The organism is Comamonas humi, assembly GCF_054782535.1.
The window spans coordinates 1-17488 of sequence record NZ_BAAGSH010000003.1 but is presented as its reverse complement, the minus strand read 5'-3'; the positions used below and the strand labels follow the sequence as shown (position 1 = coordinate 17488).

Genomic DNA, 17488 nt, shown 5'->3' with positions numbered 1-17488 from the left:
GGTTACACCATGCAAGCAAGGCAAACCATCAACAAGCTATTGAACCAGCTTAACACGGCCATCGTCGGCAAATCGGCTCAGGTACAGGACTGCGTGACTTGCCTGCTCGCAGGGGGGCATCTGCTGATCGAGGACGTGCCGGGCGTGGGCAAGACCACGCTGTCGTACGCGCTGGCGCGCACCCTGGGCCTGCAGTTCACCCGCGTGCAGTTCACCGCCGACCTGATGCCCAGCGACCTGACCGGCGTGTCCGTCTACGAGCGCGGGCGCGAGGGCTTCGTCTTCCACCCCGGCCCGGTGTTCACCCAGGTGCTGCTGGCCGACGAGATCAACCGCGCCAGCCCCAAGACACAGAGCGCCCTGCTCGAAGCCATGGAGGAGAAGCAGGTGACGGTGGAAGGCGCCACGCGCGCGCTGCCGCAGCCCTTCTTCGTGATCGCCACGCAGAACCCGCTGGACCAGCTCGGCACCCACGCGCTGCCCGAGAGCCAGCTCGACCGCTTCCTGATGCGCATCTCGCTGGGCTATCCGGACGAGGCGGCCGAGTTCCAGCTGCTGTCGGGCCACCACGGCCAGGGCCACCGCGACCTGGTGAACCAGCTGCCGCCCCTGGTCTCGCAGACCGAGCTGCAGCTGTTGCAGCAGGAGGTGCTGGCCGTGCGCGCCAGCGATGCGCTGATCCGCTACGTGCAGGCGCTGATCGCCGCGACGCGCTCGGGCCGCTGGTTCGCGCAGGGGCTGTCGCCGCGCGCGGGCATCGGCCTGGTGCGCGCCGCCAAGGCGCACGCGCTGATCGCCGGGCGCGACTACGTGGCGCCCGACGACGTGCAGGCCATCCTGCCCCAGGTGGTGGCGCACCGCATGGTGCCCGTGGGCCAGGCCGGGCGCGGCGCGCTGGCGCAGGTGCGGGCCATGATGGACAGCGTGCCGCTGCAGTAGGCGTGACAGCCCGATCTGCCCTTCGCTCGCGCTGGCGCGGCTGGTGGCTGGCGCGGCTGCCGCGCAGCGACCAACACCACATCCACCGCGGCAACCTCTACCTGCTGCCCACCGGCGCCGGCTGGATGCTGGCGCTGACTTTGCTGGTGCTGCTGGTGGCCAGCATCAACTTCCAGCTCAACCTGGGCTATTTGCTGACCTTTTTGCTCACCGGCTGCGCGCTGGTGTCCATCGCCGTGGGCTACCGCACACTGCTGGGGCTGGCGCTGAGCACCCAGCCGCCCGCGCCGCAGTTCGCCGGGCAGGCGGTGCAGTTCGCGGTGCAGCTGCTCAATGCCGACGCGCGCAGCCGCCATGCCATCGCCTGCGCCATGCACGGCAGCGCCGAATGGAACCTGGTGGACGTGGCCGCGCAGGACCAGGCCAGCCTGCAGTTGGCCATGCACCCCGAACGGCGCGGCCTGCATCCGCTGCCGGCGATGGTGATCGAGACACGCTTTCCGCTGGGCGTGTTCCGCCTGTGGACGGTGTGGCGCCCGGCCGGCGAGGTGCTGGTCTACCCCGCGCCCGAGGTGCTGCCGCCACCGCTGCCGCAGGGCGAGCCGCATGCCGCCCAGGGCAGCTCGGCCGCACGCCATGCCGTGGCCGGCGACTTCGACGGCGTGCGCGGCTACCGCCGCGGCGACCCGCTGAAGCTCGTGGTCTGGAAGAAGGCCGCCACGGCGCTGGCCAGCGGCTCGGATGCGCTCCTGGTGCGCGACAACCAGCAGAACCTGCAGCAGGAGCTGTGGCTGGACGAGCGCCACTGCGGCCTGGCCGAGCGCGAGGCCCGGCTGTCGCGGCTGGCGGCCTGGGTGCTGCAGGCCGAGGCCAGCGGCTGCCGCTTCGGCCTGCGGCTGGCTTCGCGCACCATGGCGCCCGACCGCGGGCAGGCGCATGTGCAGGACTGCCTGCGCGCGCTGGCTTTGGAATGAAATCAGCCTCCAGCCCTTATGTACCAAGCGCAAATAGCTAGAAATACCATAGCAAACCTGCCGCGCGACGTGCGCGACACGGTGTTTTTGCTCTGCGTGGTGGCCTGGATCATCCTGCCGCAGCTGGGCACGCTGCCCGTGTGGGCCAGCGCGCTGGCGCTGGCCATGCTGCTGTGGCGCGGCGCCATCGCCGTGCGGCGCTGGCCGCTGCCCAGCCGCTGGGTGCTGCTGGCGCTGCTGGCGATGGCCGTGGGCCTCACGGTGGCCACGTTCAAGACCATCGTCGGCCCGGCCGCGGGCGTCACGCTGGTGGTGATGCTGCTGGCGCTCAAGACGCTGGAGCTGCGCAGCCGGCGCGACGCGATGGTGGTCTTCTTCCTGGGCTTCTTCACCATGCTCAGCAACTTCTTCCAGTCGCAGTCGCTGCTGACGGCGCTGGCCATCCTGCTGGGCCTGGTGGGCCTGCTGACCGCGCTGGTCACCGCCCACATGCCGGTGGGCCGGCCCGCGTTCGCGCAGGCCGCGGGCCTGGCGCTGCGCATGATGCTGATCGGCGCGCCGCTCACGGTGGCACTGTTCCTGCTGTTCCCGCGCATGGCGCCGCTGTGGGGCGTGCCCATGAACGACAGCGCGGGCAAGAGCGGCCTGTCGGACGAGATGGAGGTCGGCAGCGTCGCGTCGCTGGCGATGGACGAGGCCATCGCCTTCCGCATCCGCTTCCTCACGCCGGGCAACCAGGCGCCGCCGCTGTCGGCGCTGTACTTCCGCGGCCCGGTGCTGAGCCACTTCGACGGCCGCCGCTGGAGCGGCTCGGCCGGCGTGCGCGCCCACATCCCGCGCCCGGCGGGCGACCTACAGGTGCAGGGCGAGCCCATCGCCTACGACATGACGCTGGAGGCCAGCAAGCGCGGCTGGCTGCTGCCGCTGGACCTGATGACCGAGGCCCCCGCCCTGCCCCGCGGCCGCGGCTATGCGACAGCCGACCTGCAGTGGATCAGTAGCCAGCCGGTCAACGAGGTCACGCGCATCCGCATGCAAAGCCATCTGAACTACCGCTTCGGCATGCAGGCCGGCGCGCAGGAGCTGGCGCGCAACCGCCAGCTGCCGCATTCGTCGAGCCCGCGTACCCGCGCCTGGGTGCAGCAGCTGCAGGCCGAGCTGGCGTCTTCGCCCGACCCCACGCAGGCGCTGGTCGAACGGCTGCTGGCGCAGCTGCGCGGCCAGGGCTACCGCTACACGCTGGAGCCGGGCACCTACGGCGCGCAGGCGGCGGATGAGTTCTGGTTCGACCGCAAGGAGGGCTTCTGCGAGCACATCGCCTCGGCCTTCGTGATCGCGCTGCGCGCGGCGGGCGTGCCGGCGCGCATCGTCACCGGCTACCAGGGCGGCACCATCAATTCGGTGGACGGCTACTGGACGGTGCGCCAGGCCGACGCCCATGCCTGGGCCGAGGTCTGGATGGGACGCGAGCGCGGCTGGCTGCGCGTGGACCCCACCGGCGCCGTGATGCCCGGCCGCGTGGGCACGGGCCAGCGCCTGGCCGCGCCACAGGGCATGTTCGGCAGCGCCATCACCAATCCCGTCGCACTCGGCACCTTCGAGCAGTTGCGCGCGGTGTGGGAGGCCGTCAACAACGGCTGGAACCAGTGGGTGCTGAACTACACCCAGCGCGACCAGATGAACCTGCTGCGCTCCTGGGGCATGGAGACGCCCGACTGGCAGGACCTGGTGCGGCTGCTGGGCGGCCTGTTCGCGGCCGCGGCGCTCGTCACCGGCGGCGTCGTGCTGTGGCGCAAGCGCCATGCCGACCCCTGGCTGGCGCTGCTGCAGCGCGCCCGCGCCGAGCTGGAGCGGCGCGGCATCGAGACACCCGCCAGCGCCACGCCGCGCGCGCTGGCCCGCCAGTTGCGCGAGTTGCAGGGCGACGGGGCACGGCCCTTCGCGGCCTGGCTGCGGGCCATGGAGCGCTGGCGCTACGGCGGCGAGGCGGACGCATCCACCACCACGCTGCGCCAATTGCAAAAACAGTTCAAGACACTCCCCTGGAATACGCTGAAGGGGCAGGCCCGCAAGGTATAAAGCGGTATGCATGCCTTTCTGAAGAAAACTCTCGTTTTTATAGCTGCCAGCGCTTGCTGCACCTGGGCCACAGCCCAAAAAACCTCCAACTCCTACGCCCAGCGCGACGAGGCACAGGCCTTCGTCAACGAGGTCGCCGCGCGCGAGCACATCGACCGCGGCTGGCTGCAGGCCGCCGTCAACCAGACGCAGTTCAACGCCCGCGTGCAGAGCCTGATGACGCCGCGCACCGGCCCGGCCGGCGTGAAGAACTGGCGCGCCTACCGCGGCCGCTTCGTCGAGCCCATCCGCATCCGCGCCGGCCTGCGCTTCTGGCAGGACAACGCCGACACCCTGGCCCGCGCCGAGAAGGAATTCGGCGTGCCGGCGGAGATCATCGCCGGCATCATCGGCGTCGAGACCATCTACGGCCAGCAGATGGGCGGCTTCAGCGTGGCCGATGCACTGGCCACGCTGGCCTTCGACTTCCCATCCAGCCACCCGCGCGCCGCCGAGCGCGCCGCCTACTTCCGCCGCGAGCTGGAGCAGTTCCTCACCAACGCCTACCTCACCCGGGTCGATCCCTTCGCGGCCAAGGGCAGCTACGCCGGCGCCATGGGCATCCCGCAGTTCATGCCGTCAAGCTGGGCCGCCTACGCGGTGGACTACGATGGCGACGGCCGCATCGACCTGTTTGGCAGCCCGGCGGACGCCATCGGCTCGGTGGCCAACTACTTCGTCGGCCACGGCTGGAAGCGCGGCCTGCCCACGCACTACCGCGTGCAGGTGGACAGCAACCCGCAGCAGCTCGCCACGCTGCTGGCGCCCGACATCAAGCCCAGCTTCAGCGCCGCCGAGATGCAGGCCAACGGCGCCCCGGTGCAGGGCGATGGCGCGGCCAATGCCGGGCCGCTGGCGCTGATCGAGCTGAAGAACGGCAGCGATGCCACGAGCTACGTGGCGGGCACGCAGAACTTCTACGTGGTCACGCGCTACAACTGGTCGAGCTTCTATGCCATGTCGGTGATCGAACTGGGCCAGGCCATCCGCCAGGCCCGCAGCAGCGGCACGGTGCCTGCCGCCGAGCCGGAGACGAGCGCCGAGGTCGACCCGAGCAACGCGGTGGCCGCCGGCTATGCGGCCGCCTGGCGCCGCAGCCGGCAGGCGTCGCCGGCGCCCGTTCCGTCTAATTGAGGTCGTGCACGATGGCGCGGTTGCGCCCCGCGTTCTTGGCTTGGTAGAGGATCTCGTCGCAGCGCCTGAGCAGCCATTCGGGCCGCTTGGCGCTGTCGTAGCCCGCCACCACGCCGCCGCAGCTGATGGTCAGCAGCGCGCTGACCTCGGACTGCTCGTGCGGGATGCCCAGCGCCTGCACGGCCTCGCACAGGCGGTCCAGCACCGTCTGCAGCGCGATGCCCGAGGGCAGCATCAGCACGAACTCCTCGCCACCATAGCGCGCGATCATGTCGTAGGGCCGCTGCGCGGCCTTGACCAGGGTCTGCGCCACGCGGCGCAGCACATCGTCGCCCGCGCCGTGGCCGTAGTGGTCGTTGAAGCGCTTGAAGTAATCCACGTCGATCATCGCCAGCCCCAGCGGCATGCCGGTGCGCACCGTGTTGCCGCAGGCCCGCACGAAGGCCTGGTTGAAGGCGCGGCGGTTGCTGATGCCGGTGAGCGCGTCCTGCATGGACAGGCGCTCCAGCTCCTCGCGCTGGCGCGCCAGCTCCAGGTGGTTGCGCACCCGCGCCTTGACCAGCAGCGGGCGCACCGGCTTGGCGATGTAGTCCACCGCGCCCAGCAGCAGGCCGCGCTCCTCGTGCGCCTCCTCGATCTGGCCGGTGACGAAGATCACGCCGATGTTGGCGGTCTTCTCGCTGGACTTGAGGCGGCGCAGCACCTCGTAGCCGTCCATGTCGGGCATGGACGCATCGAGCAGGATCAGGCTGATCTTCTCCTCGGCCACGCGCTGCAGCGCCGAAGCGCCGTCCTTGGCCAGCACCACCCGGCATTCGTCCTTGAGCAGCTCGGCCAGCGCCGTGCGGTTGAGGCGTTCGTCGTCCACGATCAGCACCGTGGGCAGGTTGACCGTGCTCATGGCCGCACCTCCTCCTGCGCCAGCGACCGGCGCAACAGGCCCAGTGCCTCCAGCGCCTGGTCCAGCTCGATGTCCTCGTACAGCACCCGCACCTCTTCCAGCTGGGCAGAGGCGGGGTGGTCGCGCAGCTCGCGGGCCAGGTCGGCGAGCAGCGAGGTCGCGGCGTAGTCGCCCTTCTGCATCAGCGGCTCGGCGCGCTCGATCAGGGCCAGCGCCTTCGAGGTGTCGGCACCGGCCGCCGGCAGGCTGGGCGACGGCGGCAGCTGCTTGGCGGCCGCGCTGGCCTGGCGCTTGAGGCGGTCGCTGATGACCTCGAGCACCGCCATCAGGTCGGCGCGGAAGGTGAAGGCCAGGCGCTCGATCGCGGCGGCATCGCCCCGGGTGGCCTGGCGCTCCAGCGCGTCGGCCGAATGGGTCAGCGCCTTGGCCTGCACATAGCCCGCGGCCCCCTTCACCAGGTGGGCCAGCGCCTCGAGGTTCTTGCCGTCCTGCGCCGCCACTGCGGCATCCAGCCGCTGCGGCACGTCGGAAAAGTCGCGCACGAAGCCCTGCAGCAGGCGCTGCATGCGTTCGCGGTTGCCGCCCATGCGGTGCATGGCGGCATCGAAATCCACCGGCCCCTGCTGGTGCAGCGCGTGGCGGCCGGCGGCGATATCCGCCGGGGCGGCCGCCTCGGGCGCACGCGCCGGCCTGCGGCCGGAAGCGGCGTCGCCCGAGAAGATGTCGATCAGCGTCTGGTACAGCAGGTGCTCCTCGATGGGCTTGGACAGGTGCGAGGTCATGCCGGCGCGGATCGTGGCCTCGCGGTCCTCGGGGCGGGCCTGGGCCGTCAGCGCGATGATGGGCAGGTGCTGCCAGGCGGGGTTGCGGCGGATTTCGCGCGTCGCCGTCACGCCGTCCATCTCGGGCATGTGCATGTCCATCAGCACGGCGTCGTAGTCCTTCATCTCCAGGCAGCGGATGGCCTGCCGCCCGTTGACGGCCGTGTCGACCTTGACGCCCGCCAGCACCAGGAAGTCGGTCGCCACCTCGAGGTTGAGGGCGTTGTCGTCCACCACCAGCACGTGCTTGCCGGCCAGCGCGCGGCGCATCGACGGCGTGAGCACGCTGCGCACCTGGCCCGAGGTCTTGAAGTGCTTGGCCTGCGTGCGCGGGCCGGAGAGCACGTCCTGCACGGTGTCGAACATCACCGATTCGGTCACCGGCTTGACCAAGATGCCCTGCAGCCCGACCGCGGCCACCTGGCTCAGGATTTCCTCGCGGCCGTAGGCCGTGACCATCAGCACGGCCGGCACCCGCTCCTGCCGGACATCCAGGCGGATGCGGCGCGTGGCCTCGATGCCGTCCATCTCGGGCATCTGCCAGTCCATCAGCACCAGGTCGTAGGATTCACCCTGCTGGGCCACGGCCTCGATCTGCGCCAGCGCGTGCGGTCCCGAGTCCACGCAGTCGGCCTGCATGCCGAAGCTGTTGATCATGTCGGAGAGGCTTTCGCGCGAGGTGGCGTTGTCGTCCACCACCAGCACGCGGTAGCCGTGCAGCGACTTGATCTTCAGCGCCATGTCGCTCGACGGCCGGCCGAGCGCCGCGGTGAACGAGAACAGGCTGCCGCGGCCGGGTTCGCTCTCGACCCCGATGCTGCCGCCCATCTTCTCCACCAGCTGCTTGCTGATGGTGAGGCCGAGGCCCGTGCCGCCATAGCGGCGCGAGGTGCCGCCATCCGCCTGGTGGAAGGGCACGAACAAGCGCCCCATCTGCTCCCGGCTCAGCCCGATACCGGTGTCGCGCACGCTGAACTGCACCAGCTGGCCATCGTCCGTGCGCTCCAGCAGGTTGGCGGACACCACCACCTCCCCCGCATCGGTGAACTTGACCGCATTGCCCACCAGGTTGATCAGCACCTGCGACAGGCGCAGCGGATCGCCGCGGAAGGCGCGCGGCACGTCGGGCGCGATCGCGTAGACGACCTCCAGCCCCTTTTCGTCGGCGCGCAGCGAGGTGGCGTTGGAGACGGCCTCGAGCACCTGCTCGAGCTCGAAGTCGGCATTGTCCAGGTCGAAGCCGCCGGCCTCGATCTTCGAGAAATCCAGGATGTCGTTGATGATGGACAGCAGCGCGCGGGTGGAGACGTCGATCTTCTCCAGGTAGTTCTTCTGCCGCGGCGACAGGTCGGTCTGCAGTGCCAGGCGCGTCATGCCCAGCACCGAATTCATCGGCGTACGGATCTCGTGGCTCATGTTGGCCAGGAAGTCGGCCTTGGCCCGCTCGGCCTGCTCGGCGGCCTCCTTGGCCTGGCGCAGCGCCGACTCCACCTCGTGCTGGCGCGTGATGTCGAGGATGATGCCGTCCCAGATCCAGCCGCCCTTGACCCGGCGCGGCGCGGAGCGGATGCGCAGCCAGACCGGCGCGCCGTCCTGCCGGCGCAGCCGGAAGTCGCACTCGAACAGGCTGTGCGTGGCGCTGGCCTGGCGCGACGCGGTGAGGAAGGCTTGCTGGTCGTCCTCGTGCACGGCCTCGAACAGCAGCGCCGGGTTCTCCTGCAGCTGCTGCGCCGAAACGCCGATCAGCGCCTCGATGCCGCCGCTGACATAGTTCAGGTGCAGGTCCTGGCCTTCGACCGGCCCGGCCAGGCCCACCTCGGGGTTGACGTAGCTCAGCTGGTACAGCGCGCCGCTGGGCAGGCGGTCGGCCAGCGAGGCGAGCTGCGCACGGGCCTCCTCGCGCTCGCTCACATCCTGCACGGTGCCGGTCACGCTGACCACGCGGCCGCTGTCGTCGCGGATGCCCTTGCCGCGCACCTCGGCATCGAAGATGCTGCCGTCGCGGCGGTAGACCTCGTAGGCCATCACGAACTCGCTGCCATTCTGGATACAGTCCTGCAGCGCCGCCGTGACCTTGGCATAGCTCTCCTCGGACATGATCGACGGCAGGCTCGCCAGGGACACCTCCTCGTCCGGCGCGAACCCCACCAGGTTGCGCAGCATGTCGGAGATGGCGAACACCTGCCGCTGGATGTCCATGGTCCACGAGCCCATGCGCGCCAGGCGCTCGGCCCGCTGCAGGCTGTCGAAGCTGCTCTGCAGCTGCCGCTCGGCGCGGTGGCTATCCGTCACATCGACCATCACGCAGATCAGCCGGTCCGGCGCCTGGCCCTGCCCGGCCAGGTAGCGCGCCGCCGTGGACACCCAGCGCATCCCGCCGTCCGAACGGATCACGCGCAGCGGCACCCGTTGGGCGCCCGCGCCGGCGCGCACCTCGCGCAAATGGGTGTCCCAGGCCGCCCGGTCCATGGGATGCACATGCTGCTGCACCGTGGCCAGCGTCAGTTGTGGGCCGGCGGGCCCGGCGTCCAGGCCGAAGATCTCCAGCCACTGCGCGTTGCAGACCACGCTGTCGTTGTCCAGGTTGACGTCCAGCACCCCCAGCGCGCCCACGTCGATCGCCAGCGCCATGCGCTCGCGCTGCAGTTGCAGCTCCAGCTCGGCCTGCTTGCGCTCGGTGATGTCGTGCGCCACGCCCATCACCGCATGGATGCGGCCGTGCTCGTCGCGCAGCGGGCTGCGCGTGGTCAGCATGGTGCGCATGCCCCGCGCCGAAAGCACCTTCTCCTCCACCGTCAGGCTGTCCTGCGTCTGCAGCACCTGCTGGGTGCAGTGGACGAAACCGGCGGCCATGTCGTGCTCGAACAAGTCGTAGTCGTTGCGCCCTATCACCTCGGCCGCGCTGCGCCCCAGGAAGCGTTCGCCGGCCTGGTTGAACAGCAGGTAGCGCCCGTCGGGGTCTTTCACGAAGATGATGTCCGCCGCGCTGTTCATCACCCCTTGCAGCGTGGCCGACAGGTCCTGCAGCTCGGCGGTGCGCAGGGCCACGCGCTGTTCGAGGTCGGCATTCAGCTCGCGGATGGCCTGCTCCGCCTGCTCGCGCTCGGTGATGTCGCGCGCCAGCCCCATGAAGAGCTTGCGCCCGCCGATCTCCATGCAGGTGATCACCACCTCGACCGGGAACATGGTGCCGTCCTTGCGGCGGTGCTGGCTCTTCACCATCCTGGAGCTGCCCGGCAAGGCATCGCGGAACAGGCGCTCCCGTTGCTCCGCCGTCACGCCGAAAGCCACATCGGGCACGCTCATGGTCAGCAGTTCGGCGCGCGTGAAGCCCAGGCTGTGGCAGGCGCGCTCGTTCACGTCGATGAAGCGGCCCTGGTCGTCGTGCAGGAAGTAATCGTCGCCCGCGTTCTCCACCAGCAGGTGGAAGCGTTCCTCGCTGGCCTGCAGCCGCTCGCGCGTCACATGGTTCGTGACCAGGTCCGCCCGGTTGCCGTGCAGCAGCACCAGGTGGTCCTCGATGTCGTCGCGGATCTGCACCAGCAGGCGCCGCTCCGCATCGGTGAACGCGCGGGGGGCGTCGTTCACCGCATCCAGCACGCCGAACAGCCCGCCGCTGGGCCAGTGCAGCGGGATGCCGATGTAGCTCTGCACCTCGTAGTCGCGTCCCTGGTGTTGCAGCGTGAAGGCCGCATCGCTCCAGGCCTCCCGGCACACCAGCTTCTGGGCCACCAGCAGATCTTCGGTGAGTGGCGGCGGCCCGGCTGGCGCGGGTCCGCCCTCTGGCCGGTCGGCGGCTGGCCCGGCAGCGGCCATCAGGTGCCAGGTATCCCGCTGCACGCGCAGCACCCGTGCCGCCGACAGGTGCAGCAGGTCGGCATAGTTTCGCAGCAAGCCTTGCCAGCGGTCCAGCAAGCCGGAAGGGATCTCCGGAAAATCTTCATGCATGCATCCAACTCCTGGGAAACCGGCGAAGAAACCGCACACTGGCAAATGCCGTGGACGAATTCCTCACAATTTGTAAATCCAACAGGTGGATTTATAGCCCAAGCAGATGCATATATGCAGGCTATTGATCAATCCATTTGCGAAGAATTTTAAAAAAGTGGGTTTGAGGCGCCGATACCACGACCGCTCCGCCAGCGCGCCCCGGGATTGGTTGCGGCCTCACCGAAACGGGTGCTTGCCGAGCCATTCCTCGGCACGCGCCAGGTCGTCCACGGTATCGATGTCCATCTGGATGCCGGGATCGTCCAGCTCCACATCGGCCACGCCCTGCTGCGCCCGCCAGGCCCGCACGATGGAAGCGGCGCCGGCATCGCCGCCCAGGGCCATCAGCGCATCGCGGCACTCGGCCCGAAAGCCCACCGGGTGGCCCGACCGCCCCTGCCAGCGCGGCACGGCCACCGGGTATGAGGCCAGCGCCCTGGCCACCTGGCGCAGGCTGCCGGGCTGCACCAGCGGCAGGTCGCCGGGCAGCATCAGCCAGCCCGCGGCCTGTGCCGTGGCCCGCACCCCCATGGCGATGGAGTCGCCCATGCCCAGGGTGCCGCCGTCCGGCCGCACCAGGTGGACCGGCAGCCCCGCGGCCCGCACCGTATCGAGCACGCGCTGCAGCACCGGCACGCCACCGAGCAGCGCATCGAGCTTGTGCACGGCGCCGCCTGACGCCCGAAAACGGTCGCCGCGGCCGCCGGCCAGAACGATCACCACGATGGATTCAGAGGGCATGGTCACTCCGCATGGAACGGCGCCAGTGTAGCCGTGGGGAGCGGCCCGCCGGGGGCCTAGCGGGAACTGCTAGCATCGTCGGCATGCGCAGGAAAGCCGCATGCCGGCCCATACATGGGCCAGCCGCCGGCGCTCTGCGGGAAAGGTTCAGGCACCCTTTGAAAAGCAGTCACTACCTGGGAATCGCCGTGCTCACCGAACTGGGGCTGTTCCTGGCCGGCCAGTTCCGGCTGGCCGCCATCCTGTTCGGCCTGTTCACGGCCGTGGCCATCCTGGCCTCCATCCTGACGGGCAAGCAGTCCAACGACGGCACGCGGTAGTCCCCAGCCGCGGCCCTAATACCGGTTCGAAAAATTGGCGCTGATGCGCTGGCGCAGATACTCCGCCCCGGTGATGGGCGGGTACTTGCCGCGCGGGCCGGCGATGACGGCATCCTCGTTGGCCTGGCAGAAGAAGGCCAGGCTGTAGCGCGCGCCCTGGTACTCGTGCGGCAGCGGGTTGCGCACGCGGTGGAAATTGCTGGGCAGCCGGTCGTCGCTCCAGCGCGTGAGCATGTCGCCGATGTTGCAGGTGATCACGCCCTCCACCGGCTCCACGGGCGTCCACTGGCGCGACTCCATCTCCTTGCCCGGCAGCACCTGCAGCCCGCCCTGGCCGGCGCGCTGGAACAGCAGGGTCAGGCAGTCGAAATCGGTGTGCGCGCCGGCGCGCCACAGGCCCAGTTCATCCTTCAGCGCGGGATCGACCGCAAAGTAATGCAGCATGCGCAGCGTGCTCTGGTAGCTGGCGGCCTCGGGGTCGTGCGCGCGGGTGAAGAAGCCGTCGTCGAAGCCCAGCTTGTAGGCAAAGCACGAGAGCACGCGCATGCCCACCTCCCAGCACTGGCGCTCGAAGGCGAGCGTCGCGGCCCGAAAGCCGGGCAGCTCCGCGTCGCTCGGCCACAGGCCGGCCATGCGCGGGCGGGTCACCTGGTAGGACTCCTTCTGGTCCGGCGTCTTCGTGGACGGGCGGATCTGCGCCTTGTGCTCCCAGCCCGCATTGCGCGCCAGCGGCCACTGCGCCTTGACCTCCTCCGGCAACGCGAACAGCTGCTCGGCACGCTCGAAGGCGGCGGCGATGTCGGCCAGCGCGATGCCGTGGCCCGACACCTGGAAGAAACCGATATCGACGGCGGCCTCCCACAGCTCGTCGGCGATCTCGGCCTTGCGCCGCTCGAAGTCGCTGAGGTCGATGGTGCGCACCTCGCGGGCGTGCGTCTCTTCCCCCAGGCCGCCCATGCGGGACTCCTTGTCGAGTTCACCGAGTTCGTAGCGGGCGGGGGATGCGTTGGCAAGCAGAGTCATGGTCAGGTTCCTGGTTGGAGGGTGCAAGAGCAATGACCTGCCACGCCCCGGGGCGTGCTGAACGCTTCTACTCTTGCCCTTGCTGCTAGCAATCCCCGGGCCAGCCTGCCGCCCCAGGCACGCGCCCCGGCCATGCGCTGTTGCAGTGCACCAACCGCCCCGGCATGCCACGCTTTGGCCCAGGCCGGCACCAGCATGGAGCAGGCGCCGCCCCGCACCCCAGGGCCAGCCACCATGCCGGCAAGCAGGCATGCCTATTGCTTACAGCCTGTGTTGAGTAGAAGCGTTCAGCACGTGTCCCGCGCGTCGCCCGGAAATTGCTCATGTCGCACCCGCCTGCCCTGGCGGGGCTGTTGTCCTCCCGACCTGAGACCGCCACCATGCAACGCCGCCATTTCCTCGCCACCCTTCCCGCCCTCGGCGCCTGCGCCGCCGCGCCCGCCGTCCGCGCCCAGGGCAAGGCGCTCACGCCGCTCAAGTTCACGCTCGACTACCGCATCACCTCGCAGACCGCACCCTTCCTGCTGGCGCTGCAAAAGGGCTACTACCGCGACGAGGGGCTGGATGTGTCCATCGACGTCGGCTCCGGCTCGGTGGCCTCCATCACCCGCGTCGCCAGCGGCGCCTACCAGCTGGGGCTGGGCGACATCAGCGCGCTGATCGAGTTCCAGGCCCAGAACCCCGGCGCGGCCAGGGTGCAGGCCGTCTACCAGTACTACAACCGCGCGCCCTTCGTCATCATCGGCCGCAAGGACCGGGGCGTCGGCGCCGACTTCGCCAGCCTGCAGGGCAAGAAGGTGGCCGCCGCCGCGGTCGAGTCCACGCGCCGCGCCTGGCCCATCGTGGCGCGCAGGCAGCACCTGCCGTCCGACCTGTTCACCTGGTCCACCACCGAGTTCTCGGCGCGCGACAACGTGGTGGTGCGCGGCGACGTGGACGCGGCCACCTATTTCCACGACTCGGCCGTATCGCTGTTCGCCCGCATGAAGCCCGAGGAGCTGAGCGTGCTGCGCTATACCGATGCCGGCGTGCAGCTCTACGGCAACGCCATCCTGGCCGCGAGCAGCCTGATCGCCGAGCGCCCCGAGCTGGTCGCCGCCTTCCTGCGCGCCAGCAACCGCGCCCTGGTCGAGACCCTGGCCGACCCGGTGCCCGCGCTGGCCGCCATGCGCCAGCGCGAGCCCATCCTCGACGAGAAGCTGGAGCTGGCGCGCTGGGCCATCACCCGCCAGTACGTGGCCGGCGCCGACACGCGCAGCCACGGCCTGGGCGACATCCAGCCGCAGCTGCTGGCCCAGCAGATCGCCGACGTGGCCCAGGCCTTCGCACTCAAGGCGCAGCCGCCGGCCGACGGCGTCTTCCACCGCGGCCTGCTGCCGCCGCTGGCCACGCGCCTGGCCAAGGCCTGATCTGCACCATCCCTGAAGGAAACCACCATGCACAAGCGATTGTTCCTGCACACCGCGCTGGCCCTGGCCACCGCCGCGAGCGTGGCGCCCGCCCAGGCCGCCACGCCCATCAAGTTCCAGCTCGACTGGCGCTTCGAGGGGCCGGCGGCCTTCTTCCTGCTGCCCGCCGCCAAGGGCTACTTCAAGGACGCGGGGCTCGACGTGGCCATCGACGCCGGCAGCGGCTCGGGCGGCGTGGTGCAGCGCGTGGCCTCGGGCGCCTACGACATGGGCTTTGCCGACCTGGCCGCGCTGATGGAGTTCCAGGCCAACAACCCCGACGTGCCCAACCAGCCCGTGGCCGTGATGATGGTCTACAACAACACGCCGGCCTCGGTGATGGCGCTGAAGAAAAGCGGCATCGCCAAGCCCGCCGACCTGAGCGGCAAGAAGCTCGGTGCGCCGGTGTTCGACGCCGGCCGGCGCGGCTTTGCGCTCTTTGCCAAGGCCAACCAGGTCGGCAGCGTGCAGTGGACGACCATGGACCCGCCGCTGCGCGAGACCATGCTGGTGCGCGGCGACATCGATGCGATCACCGGCTTCACCTTCACCTCGCTGCTGAACCTGGAGGCGCGCGGCGTCAAGGCCGCCGACGTCACCGTGATGCCGTTCGCCGACCACGGCGTCAAGCTCTACGGCAACGCCATCATCGCCAGCCCCAAGCTGATCCAGCAGAACCCGGGCGCCGTCAAGGCCTTCCTGCGGGCTTTCGCCAAGGGCGCCAAGGAAGTCATCGCCAACCCCGGCGCAGCCGTGGCCCATGTGAAGGAGCGCGACGGCATCGTCAACACCCAGCTCGAAACACGCCGCCTGCAACTGGCGATAGACACCGTGGTCAACAGCGCCGACGCGCACGCAGAGGGCTTCGGCCAGGTCTCGCCCACGCGCCTGTCGCTGATGGCCTCGCAGGTGTCGGACGTGTACGCCACCAAGACCCGCATCCGGCCCGAGGCCGTGTGGAACGGCAGCCTGCTGCCCACGGCCGCCGAGCGCAACGTGCTGCCCAGCAAGTGAAATCCTCAATTTTGATAGCTATTGGCGCTTATCCCGCAAGCGCTTGAACCGGTTTTTTCCATGAATCCTGCTGTTTCCGACCCCACCGCTCCCTTCGTCGAGTTCCGCGACGTCTGGCTGGCCTACAACGACGAGCTGCTGCGCGCCAACCACTTTGCCGTGGAGGCCATCGACCTGCAGGTGGCGCGCGGCGAGTTCATCGCCATCGTCGGCCCCTCGGGCTGCGGCAAGTCCACCTTCATGAAGATGACCACGGGGCTGAAGATGCCGTCCATCGGCCGCATCCTCGTGGCCGGCGAGCGCGTGACCGGGCCGCTCAAGATCTCGGGCATGGCCTTCCAGGCGCCGTCGCTGCTGCCCTGGCGCACCACGGTGGACAACGTGCTGCTGCCGCTGGAGATCGTCGAGCCGCACCGCGGCCGGTTCAAGGCCAAACGCAAGGAGTACGAGGCCCGCGCCCGCGCGCTGCTGCAAAAGGTGGGCCTGGCCGGCTACGAGGACAAGTACCCCTGGCAGCTGTCGGGCGGCATGCAGCAGCGCGCCAGCATCTGCCGCGCGCTGATCCACGAGCCGCAGATGCTGCTGCTCGACGAGCCCTTCGGCGCGCTCGACGCCTTCACCCGCGAGGAGCTGTGGTGCATCCTGCGCGACCTGCAGGCCGAGCAGGGCTTCAACGTCATCCTCGTCACGCACGACCTGCGCGAGAGCGTGTTCCTCGCCGACACGGTCTACGTGATGAGCAAGAGCCCGGGCCGCTTCGTGGTGCGCCGCGAGATCGACTTTCCGCGTCCGCGCGATCTGGCGCTGACCTACACGCCCGAGTTCACCGACATCGTGCTCGAGCTGCGCGGCCACATCGGCGCCATGCGCCACGCCCCGGCCAGCGGCGCCGCCATCCACCAATAAGACCGAGGAAGCATTTCATGCAACGCAAGAACGTGGAACGCTGGGCGCCATGGGTGGTACTGCTGGCCGTCATCGTGCTGTGGCAGATCATCTGCTCGGGCCTGGGCGTGTCGGAGTTCATCTTTCCCAGCCCGCTGGCCATTGGCCGGCAGCTCGCGGAGTTCAGCGGCGTGATCGCCGGCCACGCCTGGCGCACCTTCTGGGTGACGATGGCGGGCTTCGGCCTCGCCATCGTGGTGGGCGTGCTGCTGGGCTTTCTGATCGGCTCGTCGCGCCTGGCCTACGCGGCCTTCTACCCGCTGATGACGGCCTTCAACGCGCTGCCCAAGGCGGCCTTCGTGCCCATCCTCGTGGTGTGGTTCGGCATAGGCGCGGGGCCGGCCATCCTCACGGCCTTCCTGATCAGCTTCTTCCCGATCACGGTCAACATCGCCACCGGCCTGGCCACGCTGGAGCCCGAGCTGGAGGACGTGCTGCGCGTGCTCGGCGCCAAGCGCTGGGACGTGCTGGTCAAGGTCGGCCTGCCGCGCTCGCTGCCCTACTTCTACGCCTCGCTCAAGGTGGCGATCACACTGGCCTTCGTGGGCACCACGGTGAGCGAGATGACGGCCGCCAACGAGGGCATTGGCTACCTGCTGGTGTCGGCCGGCTCGTCGATGCAGATGGGGCTGGCCTTCGCGGGCCTGATCGTGGTCGGCGCTATGGCCATGCTGATGTATGAGCTGTTCAGCGCGGTTGAGAAGCACACGACGGGGTGGGCGCGGCGGGGGTCACAGGGGGAGTGAGTTGTGCCCGCGCTGCGGAGCTATCAAAAATCATAGCTGCTGGCGATTTTTATGCTTTGCATCCAATTTGATTTATATCTGAATCCATTGAATGGCAAGCGCTGGCAGCTATATTTTTTATGGGCAGAGGCCGGGATGTCGTCCCGGCAGCCGACCTACTTTCTTTCGCTCCGCCGAAAGAAAGTAGGCAAAGAAAGGGCGGCCCTGCTGTCCGTGACCCCAGCGCCGCAGGCGCTGGGGCAACCTGTGATGCTCGGGCGCGGGGCCTGCTGCGGAACTCGACTCCGCGCCCAAGGGCGCTCCGCTCAAACAACCGCAGCAAGTCAGACCACGAAGCATGCGCGCTCCGACGCGCATGCGGCCCCGCGCCCTGT

Annotated in this window: 15 protein-coding genes; 11 read left to right on the top strand and 4 right to left on the bottom strand. The window is 69.4% G+C overall.

The annotated features are described in order from the left end of the window. Positions 1-9: 9 nt before the first annotated feature. Genes ACYVKR_RS02410 through mltB form a run of 4 tightly spaced genes read left to right on the top strand, consistent with a single transcriptional unit; the run spans position 10 to position 5165 of the window. Positions 10-939 carry an AAA family ATPase gene (locus tag ACYVKR_RS02410; RefSeq protein WP_460479141.1) on the top strand — a complete coding sequence of 310 codons (930 nt, stop codon included), beginning with the start codon at positions 10-12 and terminating at the stop codon, positions 937-939. 2 nt (positions 940-941) lie between these two features. Beyond that, a complete protein-coding gene (locus tag ACYVKR_RS02405; protein ID WP_460479140.1) occupies positions 942-1913 on the top strand; it encodes a DUF58 domain-containing protein in 972 nt (323 codons plus the stop codon). Positions 1914-1931: 18 nt separating this feature from the next. Further along, positions 1932-3992 (top strand): transglutaminase TgpA family protein, encoded by a 2061-nt coding sequence (locus tag ACYVKR_RS02400; RefSeq protein ID WP_460479138.1) that lies wholly within the window; start codon positions 1932-1934, stop codon positions 3990-3992. Between the two features lie 6 nt (positions 3993-3998). Further along, complete coding sequence (gene mltB, locus ACYVKR_RS02395; RefSeq protein ID WP_460479137.1) at positions 3999-5165, top strand: lytic murein transglycosylase; 1167 nt, start codon at positions 3999-4001, stop codon at positions 5163-5165. On the opposite strand, the gene ACYVKR_RS02390 is transcribed toward mltB, so the two are convergent. Together ACYVKR_RS02390 and ACYVKR_RS02385 are read right to left on the bottom strand one after the other, a co-directional pair. Next, a complete protein-coding gene (locus tag ACYVKR_RS02390; RefSeq protein WP_460479136.1) occupies positions 5158-6066 on the bottom strand; it encodes a GGDEF domain-containing response regulator in 909 nt (302 codons plus the stop codon). The genes mltB and ACYVKR_RS02390 overlap by 8 nt on opposite strands. Then, complete coding sequence (locus ACYVKR_RS02385) at positions 6063-10835, bottom strand: PAS domain S-box protein (protein ID WP_460479135.1); 4773 nt, start codon at positions 10833-10835, stop codon at positions 6063-6065. The genes ACYVKR_RS02390 and ACYVKR_RS02385 overlap by 4 nt, the downstream gene beginning before the upstream one ends. Between ACYVKR_RS02385 and ACYVKR_RS02380 the strand changes: the two genes are divergently transcribed. After that, positions 10830-10988 carry a hypothetical protein gene (locus ACYVKR_RS02380; RefSeq protein WP_460479134.1) on the top strand — a complete coding sequence of 53 codons (159 nt, stop codon included), beginning with the start codon at positions 10830-10832 and terminating at the stop codon, positions 10986-10988. The genes ACYVKR_RS02385 and ACYVKR_RS02380 overlap by 6 nt on opposite strands. A 66-nt stretch (positions 10989-11054) precedes the next feature. Here ACYVKR_RS02380 and ACYVKR_RS02375 read toward each other — a convergent pair whose 3' ends face one another. Further along, entirely contained in the window at positions 11055-11618 is a 564-nt protein-coding gene (locus ACYVKR_RS02375; protein WP_460479132.1) for a nucleotidyltransferase family protein, read from the bottom strand. Positions 11619-11776: 158 nt separating this feature from the next. Between ACYVKR_RS02375 and ACYVKR_RS02370 the strand changes: the two genes are divergently transcribed. Then, positions 11777-11938 carry a hypothetical protein gene (locus ACYVKR_RS02370; protein WP_460479130.1) on the top strand — a complete coding sequence of 54 codons (162 nt, stop codon included), beginning with the start codon at positions 11777-11779 and terminating at the stop codon, positions 11936-11938. A gap of 15 nt (positions 11939-11953) precedes the next feature. Here the strand turns inward: ACYVKR_RS02370 and ACYVKR_RS02365 are convergent, their stop codons facing one another. Then, positions 11954-12961 carry an isopenicillin N synthase family dioxygenase gene (locus ACYVKR_RS02365; protein WP_460479129.1) on the bottom strand — a complete coding sequence of 336 codons (1008 nt, stop codon included), beginning with the start codon at positions 12959-12961 and terminating at the stop codon, positions 11954-11956. Between the two features lie 380 nt (positions 12962-13341). Between ACYVKR_RS02365 and ACYVKR_RS02360 the strand changes: the two genes are divergently transcribed. The 5 genes from ACYVKR_RS02360 to ACYVKR_RS02340 form a co-directional block, all read left to right on the top strand. Further along, positions 13342-14370 carry an ABC transporter substrate-binding protein gene (locus ACYVKR_RS02360; protein ID WP_460479128.1) on the top strand — a complete coding sequence of 343 codons (1029 nt, stop codon included), beginning with the start codon at positions 13342-13344 and terminating at the stop codon, positions 14368-14370. Positions 14371-14397: 27 nt separating this feature from the next. Further along, entirely contained in the window at positions 14398-15423 is a 1026-nt protein-coding gene (locus tag ACYVKR_RS02355; RefSeq protein ID WP_460479127.1) for an ABC transporter substrate-binding protein, read from the top strand. 60 nt (positions 15424-15483) lie between these two features. Next, a complete protein-coding gene (locus ACYVKR_RS02350; RefSeq protein ID WP_460479126.1) occupies positions 15484-16329 on the top strand; it encodes an ABC transporter ATP-binding protein in 846 nt (281 codons plus the stop codon). A 17-nt stretch (positions 16330-16346) separates the two neighbouring features. Further along, positions 16347-17114 (top strand): ABC transporter permease, encoded by a 768-nt coding sequence (locus tag ACYVKR_RS02345; RefSeq protein WP_460479125.1) that lies wholly within the window; start codon positions 16347-16349, stop codon positions 17112-17114. Positions 17115-17165: 51 nt separating this feature from the next. Further along, on the top strand, positions 17166-17488 hold a 323-nt coding region (locus ACYVKR_RS02340; RefSeq protein WP_460479124.1), incomplete at its 3' end, for a hypothetical protein.